Here is a 19227-nt window from a genome sequence, read left to right as displayed (position 1 = left end):
CCGGAGGCCAGCAACGTGCCGTTAACGTCAAGATTCAGCGCTACGCCGTCGTACTGAATGTCGGTGTCATTGGGGTTTTGCAGCCGCAGCTTCACGGCAAAACGAATTTCAAGGTCCTGACCGGGCAATGGCTCAATGCCGACCACGTTGATGTTCAGCGGATCGCGATGTGGAAACAGCGCGCAGGCACTCAGTGCGAGCACTATGCTCAGGCCGGCGAGGAGGGTGCGGATCAGGCGTAGCGGCATCGGTGACTCCCGTGGCAGGCAGCTGGGGCGCAGCACACCCCTTCAAACGGCCTGACGATTCAACTGTGCGACCTCACGCGCGGCGAGAGGTTCTGCGTCGGCGGATGGCAGGGGCAAACGTGACGCCACTCTGCAACGTCTGTCAAAGCCCTGGACCTTGGCGCTGAACCATCCTTGGCCGGCAGCCTCAATAGGGGTGACTGTCGGGGGGTGACTGTCATCGGTCTGTCGGGTTTGTTAAGCAGTATCTCTGACAAGGAGGTTTCCACTGAGGCGTCACGATCATCATGAGCACGGCACAGCATTTTCCGTTGAGTGACTCGCAAGTGGCATTGATTGCCCGGGCGCTGGCTGACAGCCGCCGCTACCGTATTCTGGTCCAGATCGGCGCCAGCGATCAGGCGTTGCCTTGCGCCGAAGTGCTCAAGGAGCATCCGATCAGCGCTGCTACCGTTTCCCATCACACCAAAGAGCTTGAGCGCGCCGGGCTCATCCTCACGCTGCGCGAAGGCAAGTACGCCAGCTTCATGATCCAGCGCGAAGTGCTGCACGCCTACGCCCGGCAGTTGATGCAGATCTAGCATTGAAAACGGCCGTGGCCGCCCCTATCTCTTGAAAGGTCCCGCAACCGATTTGATCGCGATTGGCGCCCGCTCGCTCGGGCCGCCGCGCCTTTCTTCCCTCCGCCTCCCGCAGGCGCATCCGGAGTTCCCCATGTATCCAGACGTTCAGCTGTTCATCGATGGTCAATGGCGTGCCAGCGCTGACGGTCGTACCCTCAATGTGATCAATCCGGCCGACGGCGAAACGCTCGGCACCGTGGCCCATGCGAACATCGCCGATCTCGACCAGGCCCTGGCCGCAGCCGAGCTCGGCTTTGAAACCTGGCGCAGCACCCCGGCCTACGACCGCTACAAGATCATGCAAAAGGCCGCCGATCTGCTGCGTGACCGGGTCGATCACATTGCCAACATCATGACCCGCGAGCAGGGCAAGCCGCTGGCTGAAGCCCGCATGGAGACCCTGTCGGCCGCCGACATCATCGACTGGCTGGCCGAAGAAGGTCGCCGCGCCTATGGCCGCCTGGTGCCGTCGCGCAACGTTTCGGTGGAGCAGAAAGTCATCAAGGAGCCGGTCGGTCCGGTGGCGGCGTTCACGCCGTGGAATTTCCCGATCAATCAGGTGGTGCGCAAGCTGTCTTCGGCGCTGGCGGCCGGCTGCTCGATCATCGTCAAGGCCCCGGAAGAAACCCCGGCATCGCCCGCCGAGCTGGTGCGTGCGTTTGTCGATGCCGGCGTTCCGGCCGGTGTCATCGGCCTGGTTTACGGTGATCCGGCGCAGATTTCCAGTTACCTGATTGCGCACCCGACCATCAAAAAAGTCACCTTCACCGGCTCGACGCCGGTCGGCAAGCAACTTGCAGCACTGGCCGGTCAGCACATGAAGCGCGCGACCATGGAGCTGGGCGGTCACGCTCCGGCGCTGGTCTTCGACGACGCGGACATCGACCTGGCGGCGCGTACGCTGGCCGGCGCCAAGTTTCGCAACGCGGGTCAGGTCTGCGTGTCACCCACGCGCATTTTGGTGCAGCGCGGCGTGTTCGAGGCGTTCGCCGAGAAGTTCGTCGGCCACACCCATGAGCTGAAAGTCGGCAACGGCCTGGAGCAGGGCGTGACCATGGGGCCGGTGGCCAACGAGCGGCGCATTCCGGCGTTGAGCGCGTTGATCAAGGACGCCAGCGATAAAGGCGCGAAGGTTCACGTCGGCGGCAAGGCCATCGAAGGGCCTGGCTACTTCTTCCAGCCGACGGTGATCAGCGGGCTGACCACCGACATGCGCATCATGAACGAGGAACCGTTCGGTCCCGTGGCGTTACTGGTGCCGTTCGACACGGTTGAAGACGCCGTCAAGGAATCCAACCGTGTGCCGTTTGGCCTGGCGTCGTATGCCTTCACGTCATCGATGAAGACCACCCACATCCTCAGTACCCGCATCGAAGCCGGCATGCTGTCGATCAACCACCAGGGCATTGGTCTGGTTGAAGTGCCATTTGGCGGCATCAAGGATTCCGGCTACGGCTCCGAAGGCGGCACCGAAGCCATCGAGGCGTACCTGAACACCAAGCTGGTGACGGTGTTTAACGTTTAACGTCACGTGCTAGTGCTGGAAAAAAGAAGCCCACCGTTTGGTGGGTTTTTTTTGAGCTCCTGCAGGTTCTTTGCATTTGATCGTGCCCACGCTCTGCGTGGACATGCATCCCATGACGCTCCGCGTCATCTCATTGGAAGCGGGACGCGGAGCGTCCTGAGCGGCGTTTCCACGCAGAGCGTGGGAACGATCAATACCCCGGCCTTTTTGGAGCAAGCTCTGTCCCGCAGCTTCAGCGAATGGGCTGCGATCTCAAGTTGTCCCGGCGCTGCGCTGAACTCCTGACCGGCTCGCGGACTCTGAACCCACAGATCACTTGCCTTACACGGGGACGAGTCATGGCGATCAGCAAAAGGCAGGGCGTCGCGGCCGAGCTCAAGGGCGAGGTGTTTGAAACGGACCTGCCGGCCCGACTCGATCGCCTGCCGTGGGGGCGGTTTCATACGTTGCTGGTGTTTGCGCTGGGCATTACCTGGCTGCTCGACGGGCTTGAAGTCACCCTGGCGGGCTCGGTCTCCGGCGCGCTGAAAGACAGCCCGGTGCTGCACCTCACCAACACCGACATCGGCCTGGCGGGTGGCGCCTACATCAGCGGCGCGGTGCTGGGGGCGTTGTTCTTTGGCTGGCTGACCGACCGTCTGGGCCGGCGCAAGCTGTTTTTCATCACCCTGGCGCTGTACATCGCAGCGACAGCCGCCACGGCGTTCTCCTTCAGCCTCTGGAGTTTCCTGCTGTTCCGGTTTCTGACCGGGATGGGCATTGGCGGCGAGTACACGGCGATTAACTCGACCATTCAGGAGTTCACCCCGGCGCGGTTTCGGGGCTGGGTTGACCTGACCATCAACGGCACGTTCTGGATCGGCGCGGCGTTGGGCGCGGTCGGCTCCCTCGTGCTATTGGACGCCGCGTGGGTCGGCCAGGACATGGGCTGGCGCCTGTGTTTCGGCATCGGCGCGGTCCTCGGCCTGATCATTCTGCTGATGCGCCTGTGGTTGCCGGAAAGCCCGCGCTGGTTGCTGATTCATGGCCAGGGCGAAGAAGCGAGGGTGATTGTGGAAGGCATCGAAGACCGCTTGCGCCGTCAGGGTCACGACCTCAGCGCGCCGGTGGGCCCGCCCCTGCGTCTCCACGTGCGGGACCACACGCCGCTCAAGGAAATTTTCCACACGCTGTTCAACACCTATCGCCGTCGCGCGCTGGTGGGCCTGACGCTGCTGACCGCGCAGGCGTTCTTCTATAACGCCATTTTCTTCACCTACGCCCTGGTGCTGACCGAGTTCTATCAGGTGCCGTCGGCCTCGATCGGCTGGTACGTCTTGCCGTTGGCGCTGGGCAATTTCTGCGGGCCATTGCTGCTGGGCAGATTGTTCGATGTGGTCGGGCGGCGGGTGATGATCAGCCTGACTTACGCCGTGTCCGGGGTCTTGCTGACCATCAGCGGCTATCTGTTCCAGCAGGGCGTGCTGGACGTGACGCAACAGGCCATCGCCTGGATGGTCATTTTCTTCTTCGCGTCGGCGGCGGCCAGCTCGGCTTACCTGACGGTCGCCGAAACCTTCCCGCTGGAAATCCGCGCGTTGGCCATCGCGGTGTTCTATGCCTTCGGCACGGCGCTCGGGGGCATCGTCGGGCCTACGCTGTTCGGCGAGCTGATTGACACCCATGAACGCGGCCCCGTCTTCTTCGGCTACCTGATCGGCGCGGCACTGATGTTATTCGCGGCAGTCGTGCAGGCGATCTGGGGCGTGGCCTCGGAGGGCAAATCCCTCGAAGCAGTGGCTCGACCGCTGTCCCAGGCCCACGACTGATTACCCCGACGCCAGGATGGCGTCGGTGATGGGTCAGTTTTGTTCAATCCCCGTCCCGATCGCGCTTCGTACACTCTCCCGACAGTCAATGAAGGGAGAGCAGTGCAATGAACCTGATGATTTCCATGGCGGCGTTCGCGCTGGCCGCGTCCATTTCCCCGGGGCCGGTGAACGTTGTGGCGCTGAGCGCCGGTGCGCAGTTTGGGCTGGCAGCGACTTTGCGTCACGTGCTTGGCGCGACAGTGGGCTTCGTCGTGTTGCTGATGTTCACGGGTTTCGGGTTGCACGAGGTGCTGCAGCGTTACCCGATGCTGACCGAAATAATTCGCTGGGCCGGGGTGGCGTTTCTGCTTTATCTGGCGTGGAAGCTGGCCACTGACGACGGGCGCCTGGATCTCGCCAAACCGACGCGCAAACCTTCGTTTCTGCACGGCGCGGCGATGCAGTGGCTGAACCCCAAAGCGTGGCTGGCGGCAGTCGCGGGGATGGGCGCGTTCGTGGCCGATGGCGAGGCGCGGCTGATTGGCCTGTTCGCGCTGATCTACTTCGTGGTGTGCTACGTGTCGGTGGGCTGCTGGGCCTACGCCGGCGCCTTCCTCGGCGGCTATCTGCGCAGCGCCCGGCGCATCCGCGTGTTCAACCGCAGCATGGCCGCGCTGTTGGCCGGCTGCGCCGTGTCGCTGTTTTACCTGTGAGCGCGTTCAGCGCAACCCAGGCACGCCGGATGAATCAGGGCTTGTATTGACCCGGCGTCGCCGCCAGGTGTTTTTTGAATGCTCGCTGAAAGTGCGCCTGATCGGCAAAGCCAGTCTCCTGGGCGATGTCGGCAATGGGCTCACCGCTGCGCAACTGGGCCTGACCGTGCTGAATGCGCCGGTTGACCAGCCAGGCGTGCGGGGTCATGTGGTAGTGCTGCTCGAATGCGCGAATCAGGTAGGCCTCCGACAGATTTGCCACGGCGCACAATTCCTCCAGCCGAATCGGTTGCAAGTAATGCTCATCGATGTAACGCGCCGCGCGTTCGACCTTCGGGTTGGCGTGTCTCGGCGCGGGCGACGATCCGCCGAGGCGCTCTTCGACCCGGGTGAAAAACGCGACAGCCGCTTCGTATTTCGCCAGCGTCTCCAGCCGCGAGTCCACCAGGCGCCGATGCAGATCCACCAAGCCCTCGAACAGCTGCGAGTCCTGAGTGTGCGTCGCCGGATATCCGCGAAAAACGCCCCCGTTGCTCACCCCGTCATCCCGCTGAAGTGCGCCCAGCCACCGTGCATTGACGTACAGCATGAGATAGGACCAGGGCTCGTCGTCGATGGGATTGCAGGCGTGGACCTCGGCGGGGTTCATCACCACCACGGTGCCGGTGGCAATGGTTTGCGTGGTCTTCTCGTGCAGGTAGGTGCTGCGTCCGGCCGTGATCGCACCGATGGAAAACACCTCATGGGAATGGCGCGAATAACAGACCTTGCGCCCGTCTTCGATGGAGCGCGCCTCAATGAACGGCAACGCCGGGTCCCGCCAGAACACCGGTGTGTCGAGACGTTTCACCGGGTTCTGACAGGTCATTGCAACTTACCCCTCGTTGCGCGTGCAGCTGTGAAAGATGTCCAGCGCCGGCTGGTATTCGGTGGTGGTGACGCCGAGCAAGCCTAGCACCGAATGAAATAGGTAGTCATGGCTCAGGTGGGGCTGGTCTTGCCTGGCGGCCAGGCAGCGGCGGTCAACCCGGGCGTTTTCAAGGGTCGAGTGGCCGAACCACATCACCATTGGCACATGGGTCTGGGCCACCGGCGCGATGGCATAGGGGGCCGCGTGCAGGTAAATGCCGTTTTCGCCCAGGGATTCGCCGTGGTCCGAAACGTAGATCATCGAAGCATCGACCTTGTCCTGATTGCGCTTGAGCAGTTCGATGGTCTGCGACAGGAAATGGTCGGTGTACAGAATGGTGTTGTCGTAGACGTTTTTCAGCTCGTCGGACGTGCAGCTGCCCAACTGATTGGTGTGGCAGAAAGGCGTGAAACGCTCGAGGCTCTTGGGGTAGCGATCGTAGTATTCCGGGCCGTGGCTGCCGTCAGAATGAAGCACGATAACGGCGTTGTCCTGCAGCGAATCGATGTAATCCTGCAAGCCGAACAGCAGCGACTCGTCCAGGCAGTTCTTGCCATCGCAGAAGGGGCTCGGCTGGCTTTTCGGAATGTCGCTGTGCGGCACACGCAGACAGGTGCCCTTGCAGTCGCTGTTGTTGTCCAGCCACACCACCTTGAGGCCGGCGCGCTGGAGCATGTCCAGCAGGCCTTCGTAGGTCTTGCCTTTTTTGTCGCTGTAATCGCTGCGCGGGAATTTGGAAAACATGCACGGCACCGAGACGGCGGTGGAGGTGCCGCACGAAGCCACGTGGGTGAAATTCAGAATGTCCTGCTGTTTCAGCTCCGGGTTGGTCTCCCGCGGGTAACCGTTGAGGGAAAAGTGATCGGCCCGGGCCGTTTCGCCGACGACGATGATCATCAGGCTTTTCTTCGCCCGCTGTTGTGCTTGGGGACTAAGGGCCGCGTCGGCGCCGACGGTCTGGATCTTCAACGTCTCTTTGATGGCGACCGTCTGCTTGGTCAGCTTGCCGACGGCGTAGAGGTAGTTGGTCGGGTTGATAAAGTGGGTCAGCTTGTCTTCATCGCGAAAGATCGGCGCGTAGGTCGAGTAGAAGGGCCCGACGGCGGCAGCGATCACCAGCAGGCAGCCGACGCACACCAGCACTTTGTTGACCAGCCCGGGCAGCACGCGGCGATACGTCACCGGCAGCCACCAGACAAGCGCCGTCGGCAACACGCCCAGCAGGCCGAGGTACAAAAACAGCTTGCCGCTCAGCAAGGCTTCGGCCTCGCCCGGGTTGGTTTCGAGCACGTTCTGCATCATCGTCGTGTCGATGCTGACGCCGTAGCTGTTCATGAAGTACGCGGCGGCGGCCGAGCACAGGGCAACCAGGCTCAGCACCGGCTTGAGCGTCGGACGAAACGAAAAGGGCGTGAGCAGCAGGGTAATGGCGGCCCATAACAGGAAGGCGAACGAGGCATAGAACGCGATGGCTTTGACGCCCTGCAACTGCGCCAGATCGACCAGCGCGCGCCACGTCGCCAGGTTGTAGAACACCACCAGACACAGGGAAAACACCATTACCAGACGAGTAGACGTGACCGGTTTGACCATCGATTTCATTTCCATATAAGGGACTGCGCAGTGCCTGGGAGGAGGGTGCATCAGGCCGCTCCATTCTCGCTGCGCAGACGTGCGCAGCGTTAGTCGAAGGCTGCCGGAAGGGGCGGGCGAGACAGATCGCGCGGAGTTTTCCAAAACGATTGTGAAGACTTTGTGAAATCGATAACCCGCCAGCTTCCAAGGCTTGAACAGGTTTACGGGCCATTGCGGGCTGGCGGTTCGCTCTCCCGATTGCTCGCGATGCTGGCGGTTACTGCCCCGCGATCAGCTTGTCCACCGTGCCGTCCTGCTTGAGCCTGGCAAAGGCGGCGGTGATGCGTTGCACCGTCTCGTCCGGTGTGCTGGCGCTGAGGGCGACGTAGAGGCCTTTGGACAGTTCGTCGAGGACGAAGACGCTTTCCAGGTCGTCGTAATCAATGTGCAGATCGGCACATTGCTCCCGCGCCTCGCGCTCGGGCATGGGAATCAGCTCGACCTGGCCGCTGATCAGCTTGCGCAGGTTGTCGAGGTTATTGGCCGAGACCACCATTTTGCTGAACCCTTTGCTTTCCAGATATTGATGCCGCGAATCGTCGCGCACCACTCCGACGGTGTAATGGCTGGCGTCCTGCAACGCGTTGACCCTCACATCGTGGCGCTTGCGCAGTTTGTAGAACGTGGGGTTGACGTGCTCCAGCTCGCCGACCCACTTGAACAGTCCTTCGCGGTCACTGCTACGGATGATCGGGTAGATCAACACGTTTGCTTCGAGGCGCGCGATGTCATAGGCCCGGGCCCAGGGGTAAAGCGCCATGTGGTAATCGGTGATGCCCGCGTTGGCCAGCGTCATCTCGACGACTTCGCTGGCGACTCCGACCACTTTGTCGCCGTCGAGCGCACTGTAGGAGGAGTCTTCGGTCACCACCTGCAGTGTCGTGGCACCAGCGGTGAGGCACACGCACAGCATCATGAACGTGGCCAGAACGTTGCGCGGACGATGAAACTTTCCCATGCCATTCCTCTCGGTTCAGATCACACAGCGGTCCCGGCCCTGGCTTTTCGCCCGGTACAGCGCACGGTCGGCACTCTGCAGCAGTTGATCGAAGTGCTCCATGTTCGCCCGATCAAGCTCGGCCACGCCGATGCTTAGCGTCACGAAGGGCGAAACAGAAGAGGCACTGTGTGCCAGTTGTTGGCGGGCCAGCAGGTCGCGCAGGCGATCCGCCGAGGCCAGCGCCTGCTGTTCGTTCTGCCCAGGCAGCAGGACGGCAAACTCTTCGCCGCCCAGCCGTGCCACCAGCTCGCCGGAGCGGGAAAACAGGGCGCTCATTGCCAGCGCCACGTCGCGCAGGCACTGATCGCCCTTGGCATGGCCGTAGGTGTCGTTGTAACGCTTGAAGAAATCGATGTCGCACATCAGCACCGACAACGGCTGGCGATGACGCAGCGCGCGGTTGAATTCCAGCTCCTTGAGCTCATCGAAGTGGCGACGGTTGGCCAGGCCGGTGAGCGGGTCGAAACGGGTCAGCGCTTCCAGCCGCGTGTTGGCGGCTTTGAGCTGTGCGGTGCGTTGCTCGACCAGTTCGGCGAGCTGGTCGCGGCTGGCAGACAGGGCAACCTCGTCGCGTGCCTGGCGCTCCAGGTGCGCGGCCAGTTTGTCCTGCAGGTCGTTGACGCCCGCTTCCAGCAGGTCCAGTTCATCGCCCGCCTTGCCGCGACGCTCCAGTGTCAGATGCGTCTTCAGGTTGAGCGGCGTCAGGTGTTCCAGGTGCCGGGCGATGCGCCGCACGTGCAGGGTCACCGAGCGGTTGAACATGCCCATGATCAGGCCGGCCAGCGCCAGCGACTGGATGATCTGGGTGAGCATGATCACCGCGACCTCTTTCCACAGACGTTTCCACAGCAGGCTCTCGTCGCCTTCGATGGTCAGCTCGCCGACCACTTCACTGGCGCCAGGGTAGGGCGTGACGGCCAATTGCCGATGCAGCGCCGGCGCGCGGAACGAACCCGTGTGGCCGGGATGCTGGCGCTCCAGGACTTCAGGGGCGCGACCGGGCCGCAGGATTCTCAGCTGAACCCTGCCCACTGGCGCCGCCGTGGCCACGCTGTCGATCTGGGTCTGCAGCGCCTGGTCATCCATTTCCCACACCGCCTTGGACAGCGTGCCCTGGAACACCTGATCGATCAGGCTCAGTTCGGCGTTCATGGTTGCCAGGTTGGTGTTCCAGGCGAACCAGGTGCGCACCAGCACCGTCGCCGCCGTGAATAACACGCAGAACGCCAGGGTCGCCACCACCAGACGCCGCGCCAGCGAACCGGTGCGCGGTGGAGCGGAGGGGGCGGACGGCGTCTCGATCGGCATGCTCATTGCCATTTGCGCGCGATGGCGTCGTAGGTGCCGTTGGCGCGAATGGCGTCCAGGCCTTTCTTGAACCGCTGGACCGTGGCGTCGGGCGTTCCGGCGCTGAACGCCATGCTGAAACCGCCGGCGTCTTCAAGCTCCGGCACGCGCAAGGACTGAACCAGTGTCCGAGCGGGATCATCGCCTGCCTGCCGGGCGATGTAATACGCATTGAGCTCGTCGGAAATCCACAGGTCGACGTGGCCGGTCTGCAGCTTCTGGTAATTGAATTCGTATCGGTTGCTCGATTGCAATTGATGGCCGGTCTGGAACTGGCGCGCCATCAGGTATTGCTCGCCGACGTCTTCATTGACGGTCGCGGTCTGCCAGTCCCGGGCGTCGTCCAGGCTCAGGAGGCTCACAGGATGACGGGCAGATGAATACAGGTACCAGCGGGACTCGGCTATGGTGCCGACCCACTTGAACAGCCGTTCGCGCTCGCCGGTGCGGGTGATGGAGTAGATCAGCACATTGGGGGAATGCAGCGCCAGGTCATAGGCTCGCGCCCAGGGCATCGACTGAATGGAAGCCTGGACGTTGACCTCCTTCAGCACCGCCTGAACCACCTCGGTGCTCATGCCGGTGACGACGCCGTTGCGCGTCATGTTGTAGGGCGGCAGTTCTTCAGTGACGACGTGGATTGGCGCAGGGTCAACCGGGTCTGCCTGAATCGATTCAGCTTTTGAGCCGCCAACGCCCATGCACAGCAACAGCGCCACGCAGAGTGCGCTGCCCAGTGTGTGAATGAGCGAATGGGATGTCATCGATAGCTACCTCATGGGCTGCAAAGCGACAGGTTCCGGGCCGTAAATGTCGGGCATCGTCGGTGGCCTGCTGGCTTGCACACCGGGATATCGGCTGAATAATCCGCCACTTGAGACGGCTTCCTGCCGTTCATCCTAACAGCTTGGGCACATACCGGTTCGGTGGTCCGGGCGCACCAGCTTTTCTGAAAATACCCGTCGTCCAAACCCCGTACATCGCAGGCAACCGTTAATCAACGGTGCCCGGGCGGGCCTCTTCCCGGCTAAAGCCGGTCCCACTGACAGCCGCGCGTGCATTCAGTGGGAGTCGCGCGGACCCAGGGTGCAGGACTGGCTTTAGCCGGGAAGCTTTTGCTTTGCTCTCGCCTTTGCTTTGCTCTCGCCTTTGCTTCTGATCTTCCTACGCAGGAAATCCAGACGACACAAATCGCGACTTGGGTGCCTTTCCACGTAACTCGCCGAAGGCGAAACCCTCTGCCGTCAGGCAGAGCTGTGGCGATCTGCCACATCCGAGTAAACGCGCCTTATTGATCTGGATCAACGGTATCGGAAGGCCCTGTAGGAAAAATACCGCGCACCCCGACGAGTCCTCAACATGCCCGGTCCTTTCGACTTCCTCAAACACCCGCTGGCCAAAGACATCGGTCTGATCCTGTTGATCAAACTCGTCCTGCTGATGGGCATCCGTAGCGTCTGGTTCGACGCACCGGTGGAGGTCAGGGATGACGGGGTGCAAGCCGGCCTGCATGTACTGGGCGCCCCTCCCGTATCTTCTGAGAAGAACCCAAAATGATTTCGGAATCAGTCGTCGACTTATCCCGCCTGCAATTTGCAATGACCGCCTTGTACCACTTCCTGTTCGTCCCGCTGACCCTGGGCATGACCTTCCTGCTGGCCATCATGGAATCGGTCTACGTCATGACCGGCAAGCAGGTCTACAAGGACATGACAAAGTTCTGGGGCAAGCTGTTCGGCATCAACTTTGCCCTCGGCGTTACCACCGGGCTGACCATGGAGTTTCAGTTCGGCACCAACTGGGCGTATTACAGCCACTACGTGGGGGACATCTTCGGCGCGCCGCTGGCCATCGAAGGGATGATGGCATTCTTCCTTGAATCGACCTTTATCGGCCTGTTCTTTTTCGGCTGGGACCGTCTGACCCGCGTCCAGCACCTGACGGTCACCTGGCTGGTGGCAATCGGCTCGAACATGTCGGCACTGTGGATTCTGATCGCCAATGGCTGGATGCAGAACCCGGTCGGCGCCGAGTTCAACTTCACCACCATGCGCATGGAACTGACCAGCTTCAGCGACCTGCTGTTCAACCCCGTCGCCCAGGTCAAGTTCGTCCACACCGTGGCGTCGGGCTATGTCACCGGGGCGATCTTCGTCCTGGCGATTTCCAGTTGGTACCTGCTGAAGGGCCGGGACATCGCCTTCGCCCGGCGTTCGTTTGCCATCGCATCGGCTTTTGGCATGGCGTCGATCCTGTCGGTCATCGTGCTCGGGGATGAATCCGGCTACGAGATCGGCGACGTGCAGAAGACCAAGCTCGCCGCCATTGAAGCGGAGTGGGAAACCGAACCGGCACCGGCGGCGTTCACCTTGTTCGGCCTGCCGAATCAGGCCGAGCAGCGCACCGATTACGCAGTGAAGATTCCTTACCTCATGGGGCTCATCGCGACGCGTTCCGTTGACAAGCAAGTCACCGGCATCAAGGACCTGGTGACCGAACACGAAGGCCGCATTCGCAACGGCATGACGGCCTACGATTTGCTCGGCCAGCTGCGCGGCGGCGACAAGCGCCAGCAGACCCTCGATGCCTTCAATGCCGTGAAGAAGGACCTTGGCTATGGCCTGCTGCTGAAGAAGTACACCGACAAGGTCATCGACGCCAGCGAGGTGCAGATCAGGCAGGCCGCGCTGGACTCGATCCCGCAAGTGGCGTCGATTTTCTGGACCTTCCGCGTGATGGTGCTCAGCGGAATGCTCATGCTGCTGTTGTTCGCCTGTGCCTTCTGGGCGTCGGCGCGCAAGAACGAAACCCGCAAGCGCTGGTTGCTCAAGTGGGCGGTGTTCAGCCTGCCGCTGCCGTGGATTGCCACCCAGACCGGCTGGTGGGTCGCCGAGCATGGTCGTCAGCCCTGGTCCATCGGCGAAGTGCTGCCGGTGCACCTGTCGGCCTCGACCCTGTCGGCGGGCGATGTGCTCGGCTCGATCCTGGCCCTGGTCGGTTTTTACACCGTGCTGCTGATCATCGAGATGTACCTGATGATCAAGTTCGCCCGGCTCGGCCCGAGCAGCCTGCACACCGGTCGCTATCACTTCGAGCAAGGCGCGCAGGTTGACGCTGCTCACGCCAAACAACCGGCCCTGGCCTGAGGAACCCACGATGTTCGATTACGAGACACTCAAGATGATCTGGTGGGTGCTGGTCGGCGTGCTGCTGATCGGCTTTGCGCTTACCGATGGCTTCGACCTGGGCGCGGCGATGCTGATGCCCTACGTCGGTCGCAGCGACACCGAACGGCGCGTGGTCATCAACACCATCGCCCCGCACTGGGACGGCAATCAGGTCTGGCTGATCACCGCCGGCGGTGCGCTGTTCGCCGCCTGGCCGCTGGTCTACGCCGCGGCGTTTTCGGGTTTGTACTGGGCGCTGCTGCTGGTGCTGTTTGCGCTGTTCGTGCGCCCGGTGGGTTTCGACTACCGCAGCAAGCTGGAAAACACCCGCTGGCGGCAGAGCTGGGACTGGGGCCTGTTCGTTGGCGGGGTGGTGCCGTCGCTGGTCTTCGGGGTGGCGTTCGGCAACCTGCTGCTGGGCGTGCCGTTCCAGTTCGACGACACCCTGCGTTCCAGCTATCACGGCAACTTCTGGCAGCTGCTGAGCCCGTTCGGCCTGCTGGCCGGCGTGGTCAGCCTGAGCATGCTCGGCCTGCACGGCGGCAGCTGGCTGATGATGCGCACCGAAGGCGCCATTGCCCGGCGCTCGCGTCGCGCGGCGCAGTGGCTGTCATTGCTGTTCCTGCTGTCGTTCATCGGCGCTGGCGTGTGGCTGCTGCTGGGCGGCATTCAAGGCCTGGCGATCACCTCGGCGTTCGATGCGGGTGCTGCGCTCAATCCACTGGCGAAAACCGTGACGGTCACCAACCACGGCTGGCTGGCCAACTATCAGCAGCACCCGCTGACGGTCGCCGCCCCGCTGGTGGGGATTTTCGGTGGTCTGCTGGCCTTGCTGGGCGCGAGCGCGGGGCAGGGCAGAACGGCGTTTCTGGGCAGCAGCCTGGCGATCGTCGGCGCGTTGTGTACGGCGGGTTTCGCATTGTTTCCGTTCGTCATGCCGTCCAGTCTCGACCCGGCTTCGAGCCTGACCGTATGGGACGCCGTTTCCAGCCATAAAACCCTGATCATCATGCTGGTTGCAGCGTCCATCTTCGTGCCGTTGATCCTCTGCTACACGCTGTGGTGCTACGCCAAGATGTGGGGCAAGGTCACCACCGCGCACATCGACCGCAACCCGCACGGCCTGTACTGAGCCGCTTTTAGAGGAGAGACAACTATGTGGTATTTCGCCTGGATTCTCGGCGTGTTGCTGGCCTGCAGCTTCGGCATCATCAACGCGTTATGGCTGGAGGCATCCGACGCCGCTGCGCTGGAAAGCAACCGTGACCGTTGAAGCGCTCGGTGCGCCGTTCAGGCACGCCATCGGCCGGGCGCTTTCCCTGCTGATGGCGGTGCCGCTGAGTCTGGTGCTGTTGATCCACCCCGCCTCGATGCTTGACGCCCACGGCCATTACTCCCACGGTCTGCTGATGCTGATCATGTGGGGCGTGGCCGGTGGGTTCGTTCACGGCGTCGGTTTCGCGCCGCGGGCGATGGCCTGGCGGTTGGTGTTTCACCCGCTGCTGGCCTGGACGCTGATGGCCCTGGGTTTCGGGATGTGGCTCACGGCCCGTCAGTGGCTCTAGGCATTCACAGAGTTGCAGCCTTGGCCGTCTTCACCGCCGGCACGATGGACAGCGCAATCAGCGCAGCAATCGCGCACAGCAGGCCGGAGATGAAAAACGCCGGCAGGTAGGTGGCGAAATGCGTGCGTGTCCATCCGGCACCGAAGGCGGCGAAGGCAGCGCCCAACTGATGCCCCGCAAACACCCAGCCAAACACTATGTTGGCGCGCTCTGCGCCAAATCGCTGGGCGGTGAGTTTTACCGTTGGCGGGACCGTGGCGATCCAGTCCAGACCGTACAGCAGGGCGAACACCGACAGCCCGAACACGGTGAAATCCAGGAACGGCAGCAGCACCAGTGACACGCCGCGAAAGCCGTAGTACCAGAACAGCAGCCAGCGATTATCGAACCGGTCCGACAGCCAGCCGGACCCGATGGTGCCGAAAAAGTCGAAGATCCCCATCACCGCCAGCATCCCGGCTGCCGTGGTCGCAGCCAGGCCGTAATCGCCGCACAGACTGATGAAGTGCGTCTGGATCAGGCCGTTGGTGCTGGCCCCGCAGATGAAAAACGTCATGAACAGCACCCAGAACGTCCAGGTCTTCGACACGTCGCGCAGCACTCGCAGCGGCGTGATCAAGAGCTGAAGGAAAGTCTGGGTACTCGCGGCAACGGGTTGCACGTCTTCGTCGCCGTAGAGTGGCAATTGCAGATCGGCAGGGCGGTTGCGCATCAACGCCAGCACCGCGACACCGGCGATTACGATGGCCGTGCAGATGCATGCCAGCGCCGTGCGCCAGCCGAAATGCTCCGTCAGATTCGCCAGCAACGGCATGAACACCAGTTGGCCGGTGGCGGAGCTGGCCGACAGCAAGCCCATCGCCAGCCCGCGACGCGTGGAGAACCAGCGCGTCGCAACGGTGGCGCCGAGCACCATCGCCGTCAGCCCCGTGCCGAACCCGACCACCACGCCCCACAGCACCACCAGTTGCCAGAACTGCGTCATGAACAGCGAGACCACCAGGCCGCTGGCCACCAGCGTCAGTGCAGTCAGCACCACCTTGCGCACACCGAAGTGGTTCATGAACGCGGCGGCGAACGGCCCGACCAGACCGAACAGGGCAAAGCGTATGGCCAGCGCCGAAGAAATCTCGGCGGTGTCCCAGCCGAACTCCGCCTGCAACGGGCGAATGAACACCCCGGGTGCGCCGACTGCGCCGGCCATGACCAGCATGGTCAGGAACGTCACCGCCAGGATGACCCAGCTGTAGTGAATGCGACGGCGCGACAGAGAAGCCGCCAGAACGGACGAAACCATGGGTATTCACCAGAGAACAAGGCAGTTGGATGATGGCTGTACTTCAATATGAACGCTCAGCCGTCAGGGCTCCGTCAAGCGGATATTTCCGAATGTTACGCAGAGGCCAGACATTCACCTCGGTAGCTCGACTTACTGCGGTCGGCATTTCAGTTACTGAAACAGTGGATTGCTTTTTCTGGTCATTCCCCAATCCGGCGGTCGGGCCCACTATCGGTTCACCAGCGCGGCACACGAAGGCGGCACCGCCGCCCCACGCTGAGTTGATTCCCTCGTCTTCAGGAGCCCACGTCATGACTGCCATCACGCTCTATCACTTCCCGCTGTCCGGCCACTCTCATCGCGCCGAGCTGATGCTGTCGCTGCTGGGGCTCGAGCCGCAGATTGAATTCGTTGATCTCGCGAAGGGCGAACAGAAGGCGCCGGCTTTTCTCGCGGTCAACGCCTTTGGCCAAGTGCCGGTGATTGACGACAACGGCGTCATCGTCGCCGATTCAACCGCTATCCTTGTTTACCTGGCGAAGAAGTACGACCCGTCCGGCCGCTGGTTGCCAAATGATCCCGACGGCGCGGCACAGGTGCAGCGCTGGTTGTCCGCCGCGTCCGGCGCGATTTATCTGGGCCCGGCGCGGGCGCGTCTGATCACCGTATTCGGCGCCGGCTTTGACCCGCAAGACACGATCCAGCGTGCTCACGACGCGTTGCGGGTGATTGATCAGCACCTGAACGGACGCGAATACCTCGCCAGCGATCACCCCACCATCGCTGATGTCGCCGCCTACAGCTACATCGCCCACGCGCCTGAAGGCAACGTGGCGCTGGACGACTACGCGAATGTGCGGGCGTGGCTGTCACGCATCGAGCAACTGCCGGGCTTCGTGCCAATGCCGCGCACGGCGGCAGGGCTGGTCAAGTAACCCTCAGTGATCCCCGGGAGTTCGCGCCATGAACGAAATTCGCACTCAAACAGCATCGCCATGGCATTCCGGCGAACGCGTCCTGCAGGCTAAGGTCGGCGTTGCGGAGCGTATGGAAACCCTGGGCAAACGGGTCATCCGTGACTACATGCCCGATCAGCACCGTGAGTTCTACGAGCATCTGCCGTACCTCATCGTTGGCGCCGTGGACACCGACGGCCGGCCGTGGGCGAGCCTGCTGGATGGCCCGCCGGGTTTCATCCAGTCCCCCGATGCGAGGCGTCTGGACATCACCCGGCGTCCCGATGCCGAGGACCCGGTCGCCGCCGGGTTTGGTCCGGGCGCCGCCGTGGGCATGCTCGGCATCGACCTGCACACCCGCCGTCGCAACCGCATCAACGGCCACATCAGCGACGTGTGGGACAGCGGTTTCTCCGTGGGCGTGGAGCATGCGTTCGGCAATTGCCCTCAGTACATTCAGCTGCGGGCCCTCAAGCAGGTGCCGCTGCAGACCGTGGCGCAGCGCCCCCCGGCGCAGCGATCGGCCGCACTGGATGACGCCGCGATCGCCACCGTCCGTGGCGCCGATACCTTCTTCGTCGCCAGTTATGTCGACCTCGACGGCCCTCAGCCCCATCGGTCCGTTGACGTGTCCCACCGTGGCGGCCAGGCCGGGTTCGTGCGGGTGGAAGGCGACGTGCTGACCGTCCCGGATTTCGCCGGCAACCTGCATTTCAATACGCTGGGCAACTTCGAGCTCAATCCCAAGGCAGGTCTGTTGTTCATCGATTTCCAGAGCGGCGAACTGCTGCACATCGCAGGCACCGTGACGCTGATCCTTGAGGGGCCGGAAATCGCCGCGTTTCAAGGCGCCGAACGGCTCTGGCAGGTGCGGGTAGAGCAGGTGGTGCGGCGGCCGGGGGCGTTGCGCTCGCGCTGGGAATTCCAGGGATGGTCGCCCAACAGCCTGATGACCGGCGACTGGCAGCAGACCGCCGCGCGCTTGCAGGCCGATGCCTTGCGCGATCAATGGAGGCCGCTGCGGGTGACGCGCATCGAAGACGAGAGCGACGGCATCCGTTCGTTCTACTTCGAGCCTGCCGATGGCGCGGGGTTACCCGGGTTCAAGGCCGGCCAGCACCTGCCGCTGCGCCTCTCGCTCGAGGCTGGCGCGCCGCCGCTGATCCGCACCTACAGCCTGTCCAGCGCGCCGTCCGACGGGTTCCTGCGCATCAGCGTCAAGCGCGACGGTCTGGCCTCGGCGTACCTGCATGATCAGGTCCACGTCGGCGACCTGCTCCAGGCGCGGGCGCCCCAAGGCAGCTTTGTGGTGGATCCGCAAGAGCGTCGGCCGTTGGTGTTGCTGGGTGCGGGCATCGGCGTCACGCCCATGCTGTCGATGCTGCGGGAAGTCATCTACGAAGGAAAACGGGTGCGGGGAGGGCGGGCGACGTGGTTCATCCAGAGTGCACGTCGTCTGGCCGACCTGGCATTTCGCGAAGAAGTGGACACACTCATCGCCAGGGCAGGCGACCAGTTGACGGCGGTTCGCGTGCTGAGCCAGCCGGAAACGTCGGCGCGTGTGGGTGAGGACTTTCAGCTGCAGGGCCGCATTGACCTCGACCTGCTCAAGGCGCTGCTGCCGTTCGATGATTTCGATTTCTATGTGTGCGGCCCGGCCGCCTTTACCCAAGAGATATACGACGGCCTGCGCGGTCTGCACATTCGCGACGAGCGGATTCATGCGGAGACTTTCGGCCCGTCCAGCCTGACGCGCAGCGGCGACTCAGCGGTGGTTGCCTTTGAGCAGCCACCGGCGGCAACGGAAGCGGTGCCGGTGCTGTTCGAACGCTCGGCCAAGGAAGCGCGCTGGCAGCCCGACAGTGGCAGCTTGCTGGTGTTGGCCGAAAGTCGAGGGCTGAGCCCGGAGTTCAGCTGTCGTGGCGGCTCTTGCGGAACCTGCAAGACCCGGCTCATCAGCGGCCAGGTGCATTACCCGGTCCCGCCCGCTGAAAGGCCGGCGCCGGACCACGTGTTGATCTGCTGCGCAGTCCCGGCTTCAGGGCCGCTGGTGCTTGATCTTTAACCATCCATCCATGCATGTGCGGGAGAGACGGCGATGAACCCATGGCCAGCGTCCGAGAAAGATGAAGCCCCGATGCCCTATCCGGCGACCGAGCAGGAAATTTCCTGGTTGCTGCCGCAGTCGCTGGCGTCCCTGGCGGGCGAGCTGGCGGCGAGCCATGAGCACGTCGAGCATCCCGCCACCCTGCGGTTGATCAGTTGGGTGCGTTTGGTGTCCGTATCGGGTCGGCTGCGATAACGGCAACGGTGAGGCAAGCATGACGTTGCCCGACGCAGCAGACGCAACGGTTGTAATGAAACGGCGTCTGGCCCGATCATGGGCGCCGGTTGGCCCGTCGGACACGGCGGCTAACCGGGGGCTTGTCTCCCGGTGGGGGAGTGGCCATGATCCGTGCGGCGCTCGTT

General features: G+C 62.9%; 19 protein-coding genes. 12 read left to right on the top strand and 7 right to left on the bottom strand.

Going from position 1 to position 19227, the window contains the following annotated elements:
* A partial coding sequence (locus VF672_RS12680) for an LEA type 2 family protein (protein WP_331104933.1) occupies positions 1–248 on the bottom strand: 248 nt, incomplete at its 3' end.
* 287 nt (positions 249–535) lie between these two features.
* Here VF672_RS12680 and VF672_RS12675 point away from each other — a divergent pair.
* The 4 genes from VF672_RS12675 (at position 536) to VF672_RS12660 (ending at position 4899) form a co-directional block, all read left to right on the top strand.
* Positions 536–829, top strand: coding sequence for a helix-turn-helix domain-containing protein (locus VF672_RS12675; RefSeq protein WP_331104932.1), 294 nt, complete (start codon positions 536–538; stop codon positions 827–829).
* A 133-nt stretch (positions 830–962) separates the two neighbouring features.
* Complete coding sequence (locus tag VF672_RS12670) at positions 963–2396, top strand: NAD-dependent succinate-semialdehyde dehydrogenase (protein ID WP_331104931.1); 1434 nt, start codon at positions 963–965, stop codon at positions 2394–2396.
* Positions 2397–2734: 338 nt separating this feature from the next.
* Complete coding sequence (locus tag VF672_RS12665) at positions 2735–4204, top strand: MFS transporter (RefSeq protein ID WP_331104930.1); 1470 nt, start codon at positions 2735–2737, stop codon at positions 4202–4204.
* A 107-nt stretch (positions 4205–4311) separates the two neighbouring features.
* Positions 4312–4899, top strand: a complete 588-nt coding sequence (locus tag VF672_RS12660) for a LysE family translocator (RefSeq protein ID WP_331104929.1) — start codon at positions 4312–4314, stop codon at positions 4897–4899.
* Between the two features lie 34 nt (positions 4900–4933).
* On the opposite strand, the gene VF672_RS12655 is transcribed toward VF672_RS12660, so the two are convergent.
* From VF672_RS12655 to VF672_RS12635, 5 genes are all read right to left on the bottom strand, one after another.
* Positions 4934–5767 (bottom strand): AraC family transcriptional regulator, encoded by an 834-nt coding sequence (locus tag VF672_RS12655; RefSeq protein ID WP_331104928.1) that lies wholly within the window; start codon positions 5765–5767, stop codon positions 4934–4936.
* A gap of 6 nt (positions 5768–5773) precedes the next feature.
* Positions 5774–7417, bottom strand: coding sequence for a phosphoethanolamine--lipid A transferase (locus VF672_RS12650; RefSeq protein ID WP_331104934.1), 1644 nt, complete (start codon positions 7415–7417; stop codon positions 5774–5776).
* A 244-nt stretch (positions 7418–7661) separates the two neighbouring features.
* Positions 7662–8402 carry a transporter substrate-binding domain-containing protein gene (locus tag VF672_RS12645; RefSeq protein ID WP_331104927.1) on the bottom strand — a complete coding sequence of 247 codons (741 nt, stop codon included), beginning with the start codon at positions 8400–8402 and terminating at the stop codon, positions 7662–7664.
* 15 nt (positions 8403–8417) lie between these two features.
* Positions 8418–9758, bottom strand: a complete 1341-nt coding sequence (locus tag VF672_RS12640) for a GGDEF domain-containing protein (RefSeq protein ID WP_331104926.1) — start codon at positions 9756–9758, stop codon at positions 8418–8420.
* The gene (locus VF672_RS12635) at positions 9755–10492 is read right to left on the bottom strand and encodes a substrate-binding periplasmic protein (protein ID WP_414705600.1); all 738 of its coding nucleotides are present in this window, start codon (positions 10490–10492) and stop codon (positions 9755–9757) included. Before VF672_RS12635 ends, VF672_RS12640 begins: the two co-directional genes overlap by 4 nt.
* Positions 10493–11150: 658 nt before the next feature.
* On the opposite strand from VF672_RS12635, the gene cydP reads away from it, so the two are divergent.
* Genes cydP through VF672_RS12610 form a run of 5 tightly spaced genes read left to right on the top strand, consistent with a single transcriptional unit; the run spans position 11151 to position 14523 of the window.
* Positions 11151–11348 carry a cytochrome oxidase putative small subunit CydP gene (gene cydP, locus VF672_RS12630; RefSeq protein ID WP_331104924.1) on the top strand — a complete coding sequence of 66 codons (198 nt, stop codon included), beginning with the start codon at positions 11151–11153 and terminating at the stop codon, positions 11346–11348.
* Positions 11345–12937 (top strand): cytochrome ubiquinol oxidase subunit I, encoded by a 1593-nt coding sequence (locus VF672_RS12625; protein WP_331104923.1) that lies wholly within the window; start codon positions 11345–11347, stop codon positions 12935–12937. The genes cydP and VF672_RS12625 overlap by 4 nt, the downstream gene beginning before the upstream one ends.
* 10 nt (positions 12938–12947) lie before the next feature.
* Positions 12948–14090, top strand: coding sequence for a cytochrome d ubiquinol oxidase subunit II (gene cydB / locus VF672_RS12620; protein ID WP_331104922.1), 1143 nt, complete (start codon positions 12948–12950; stop codon positions 14088–14090).
* A gap of 24 nt (positions 14091–14114) precedes the next feature.
* Complete coding sequence (gene cydX / locus VF672_RS12615) at positions 14115–14231, top strand: cytochrome bd-I oxidase subunit CydX (protein ID WP_331104921.1); 117 nt, start codon at positions 14115–14117, stop codon at positions 14229–14231.
* Positions 14221–14523, top strand: a complete 303-nt coding sequence (locus tag VF672_RS12610; RefSeq protein WP_331104920.1) for a cyd operon YbgE family protein — start codon at positions 14221–14223, stop codon at positions 14521–14523. The genes cydX and VF672_RS12610 overlap by 11 nt, the downstream gene beginning before the upstream one ends.
* Before the next feature lie 4 nt (positions 14524–14527).
* On the opposite strand, the gene VF672_RS12605 is transcribed toward VF672_RS12610, so the two are convergent.
* The gene (locus VF672_RS12605) at positions 14528–15820 is read right to left on the bottom strand and encodes an MFS transporter (RefSeq protein WP_331104919.1); all 1293 of its coding nucleotides are present in this window, start codon (positions 15818–15820) and stop codon (positions 14528–14530) included.
* Between the two features lie 293 nt (positions 15821–16113).
* On the opposite strand from VF672_RS12605, the gene VF672_RS12600 reads away from it, so the two are divergent.
* From VF672_RS12600 to VF672_RS12590, 3 genes are read left to right on the top strand one after another with little or no spacing between them, the layout of a single operon-like run.
* On the top strand, positions 16114–16737 hold the full coding sequence (locus tag VF672_RS12600; protein WP_331104918.1) for a glutathione S-transferase: 624 nt from the start codon (positions 16114–16116) through the stop codon (positions 16735–16737).
* 28 nt (positions 16738–16765) lie between these two features.
* Complete coding sequence (locus VF672_RS12595) at positions 16766–18823, top strand: pyridoxamine 5'-phosphate oxidase family protein (RefSeq protein ID WP_331104917.1); 2058 nt, start codon at positions 16766–16768, stop codon at positions 18821–18823.
* Between the two features lie 33 nt (positions 18824–18856).
* Positions 18857–19060, top strand: a complete 204-nt coding sequence (locus VF672_RS12590; RefSeq protein ID WP_331104916.1) for a hypothetical protein — start codon at positions 18857–18859, stop codon at positions 19058–19060.
* Positions 19061–19227 lie beyond the last annotated feature (167 nt).

Source organism: Pseudomonas sp., assembly GCF_036387035.1.
Lineage (GTDB): Bacteria > Pseudomonadota > Gammaproteobacteria > Pseudomonadales > Pseudomonadaceae > Aquipseudomonas.
This window is presented reverse-complemented; position numbering and strand designations above follow the sequence as displayed.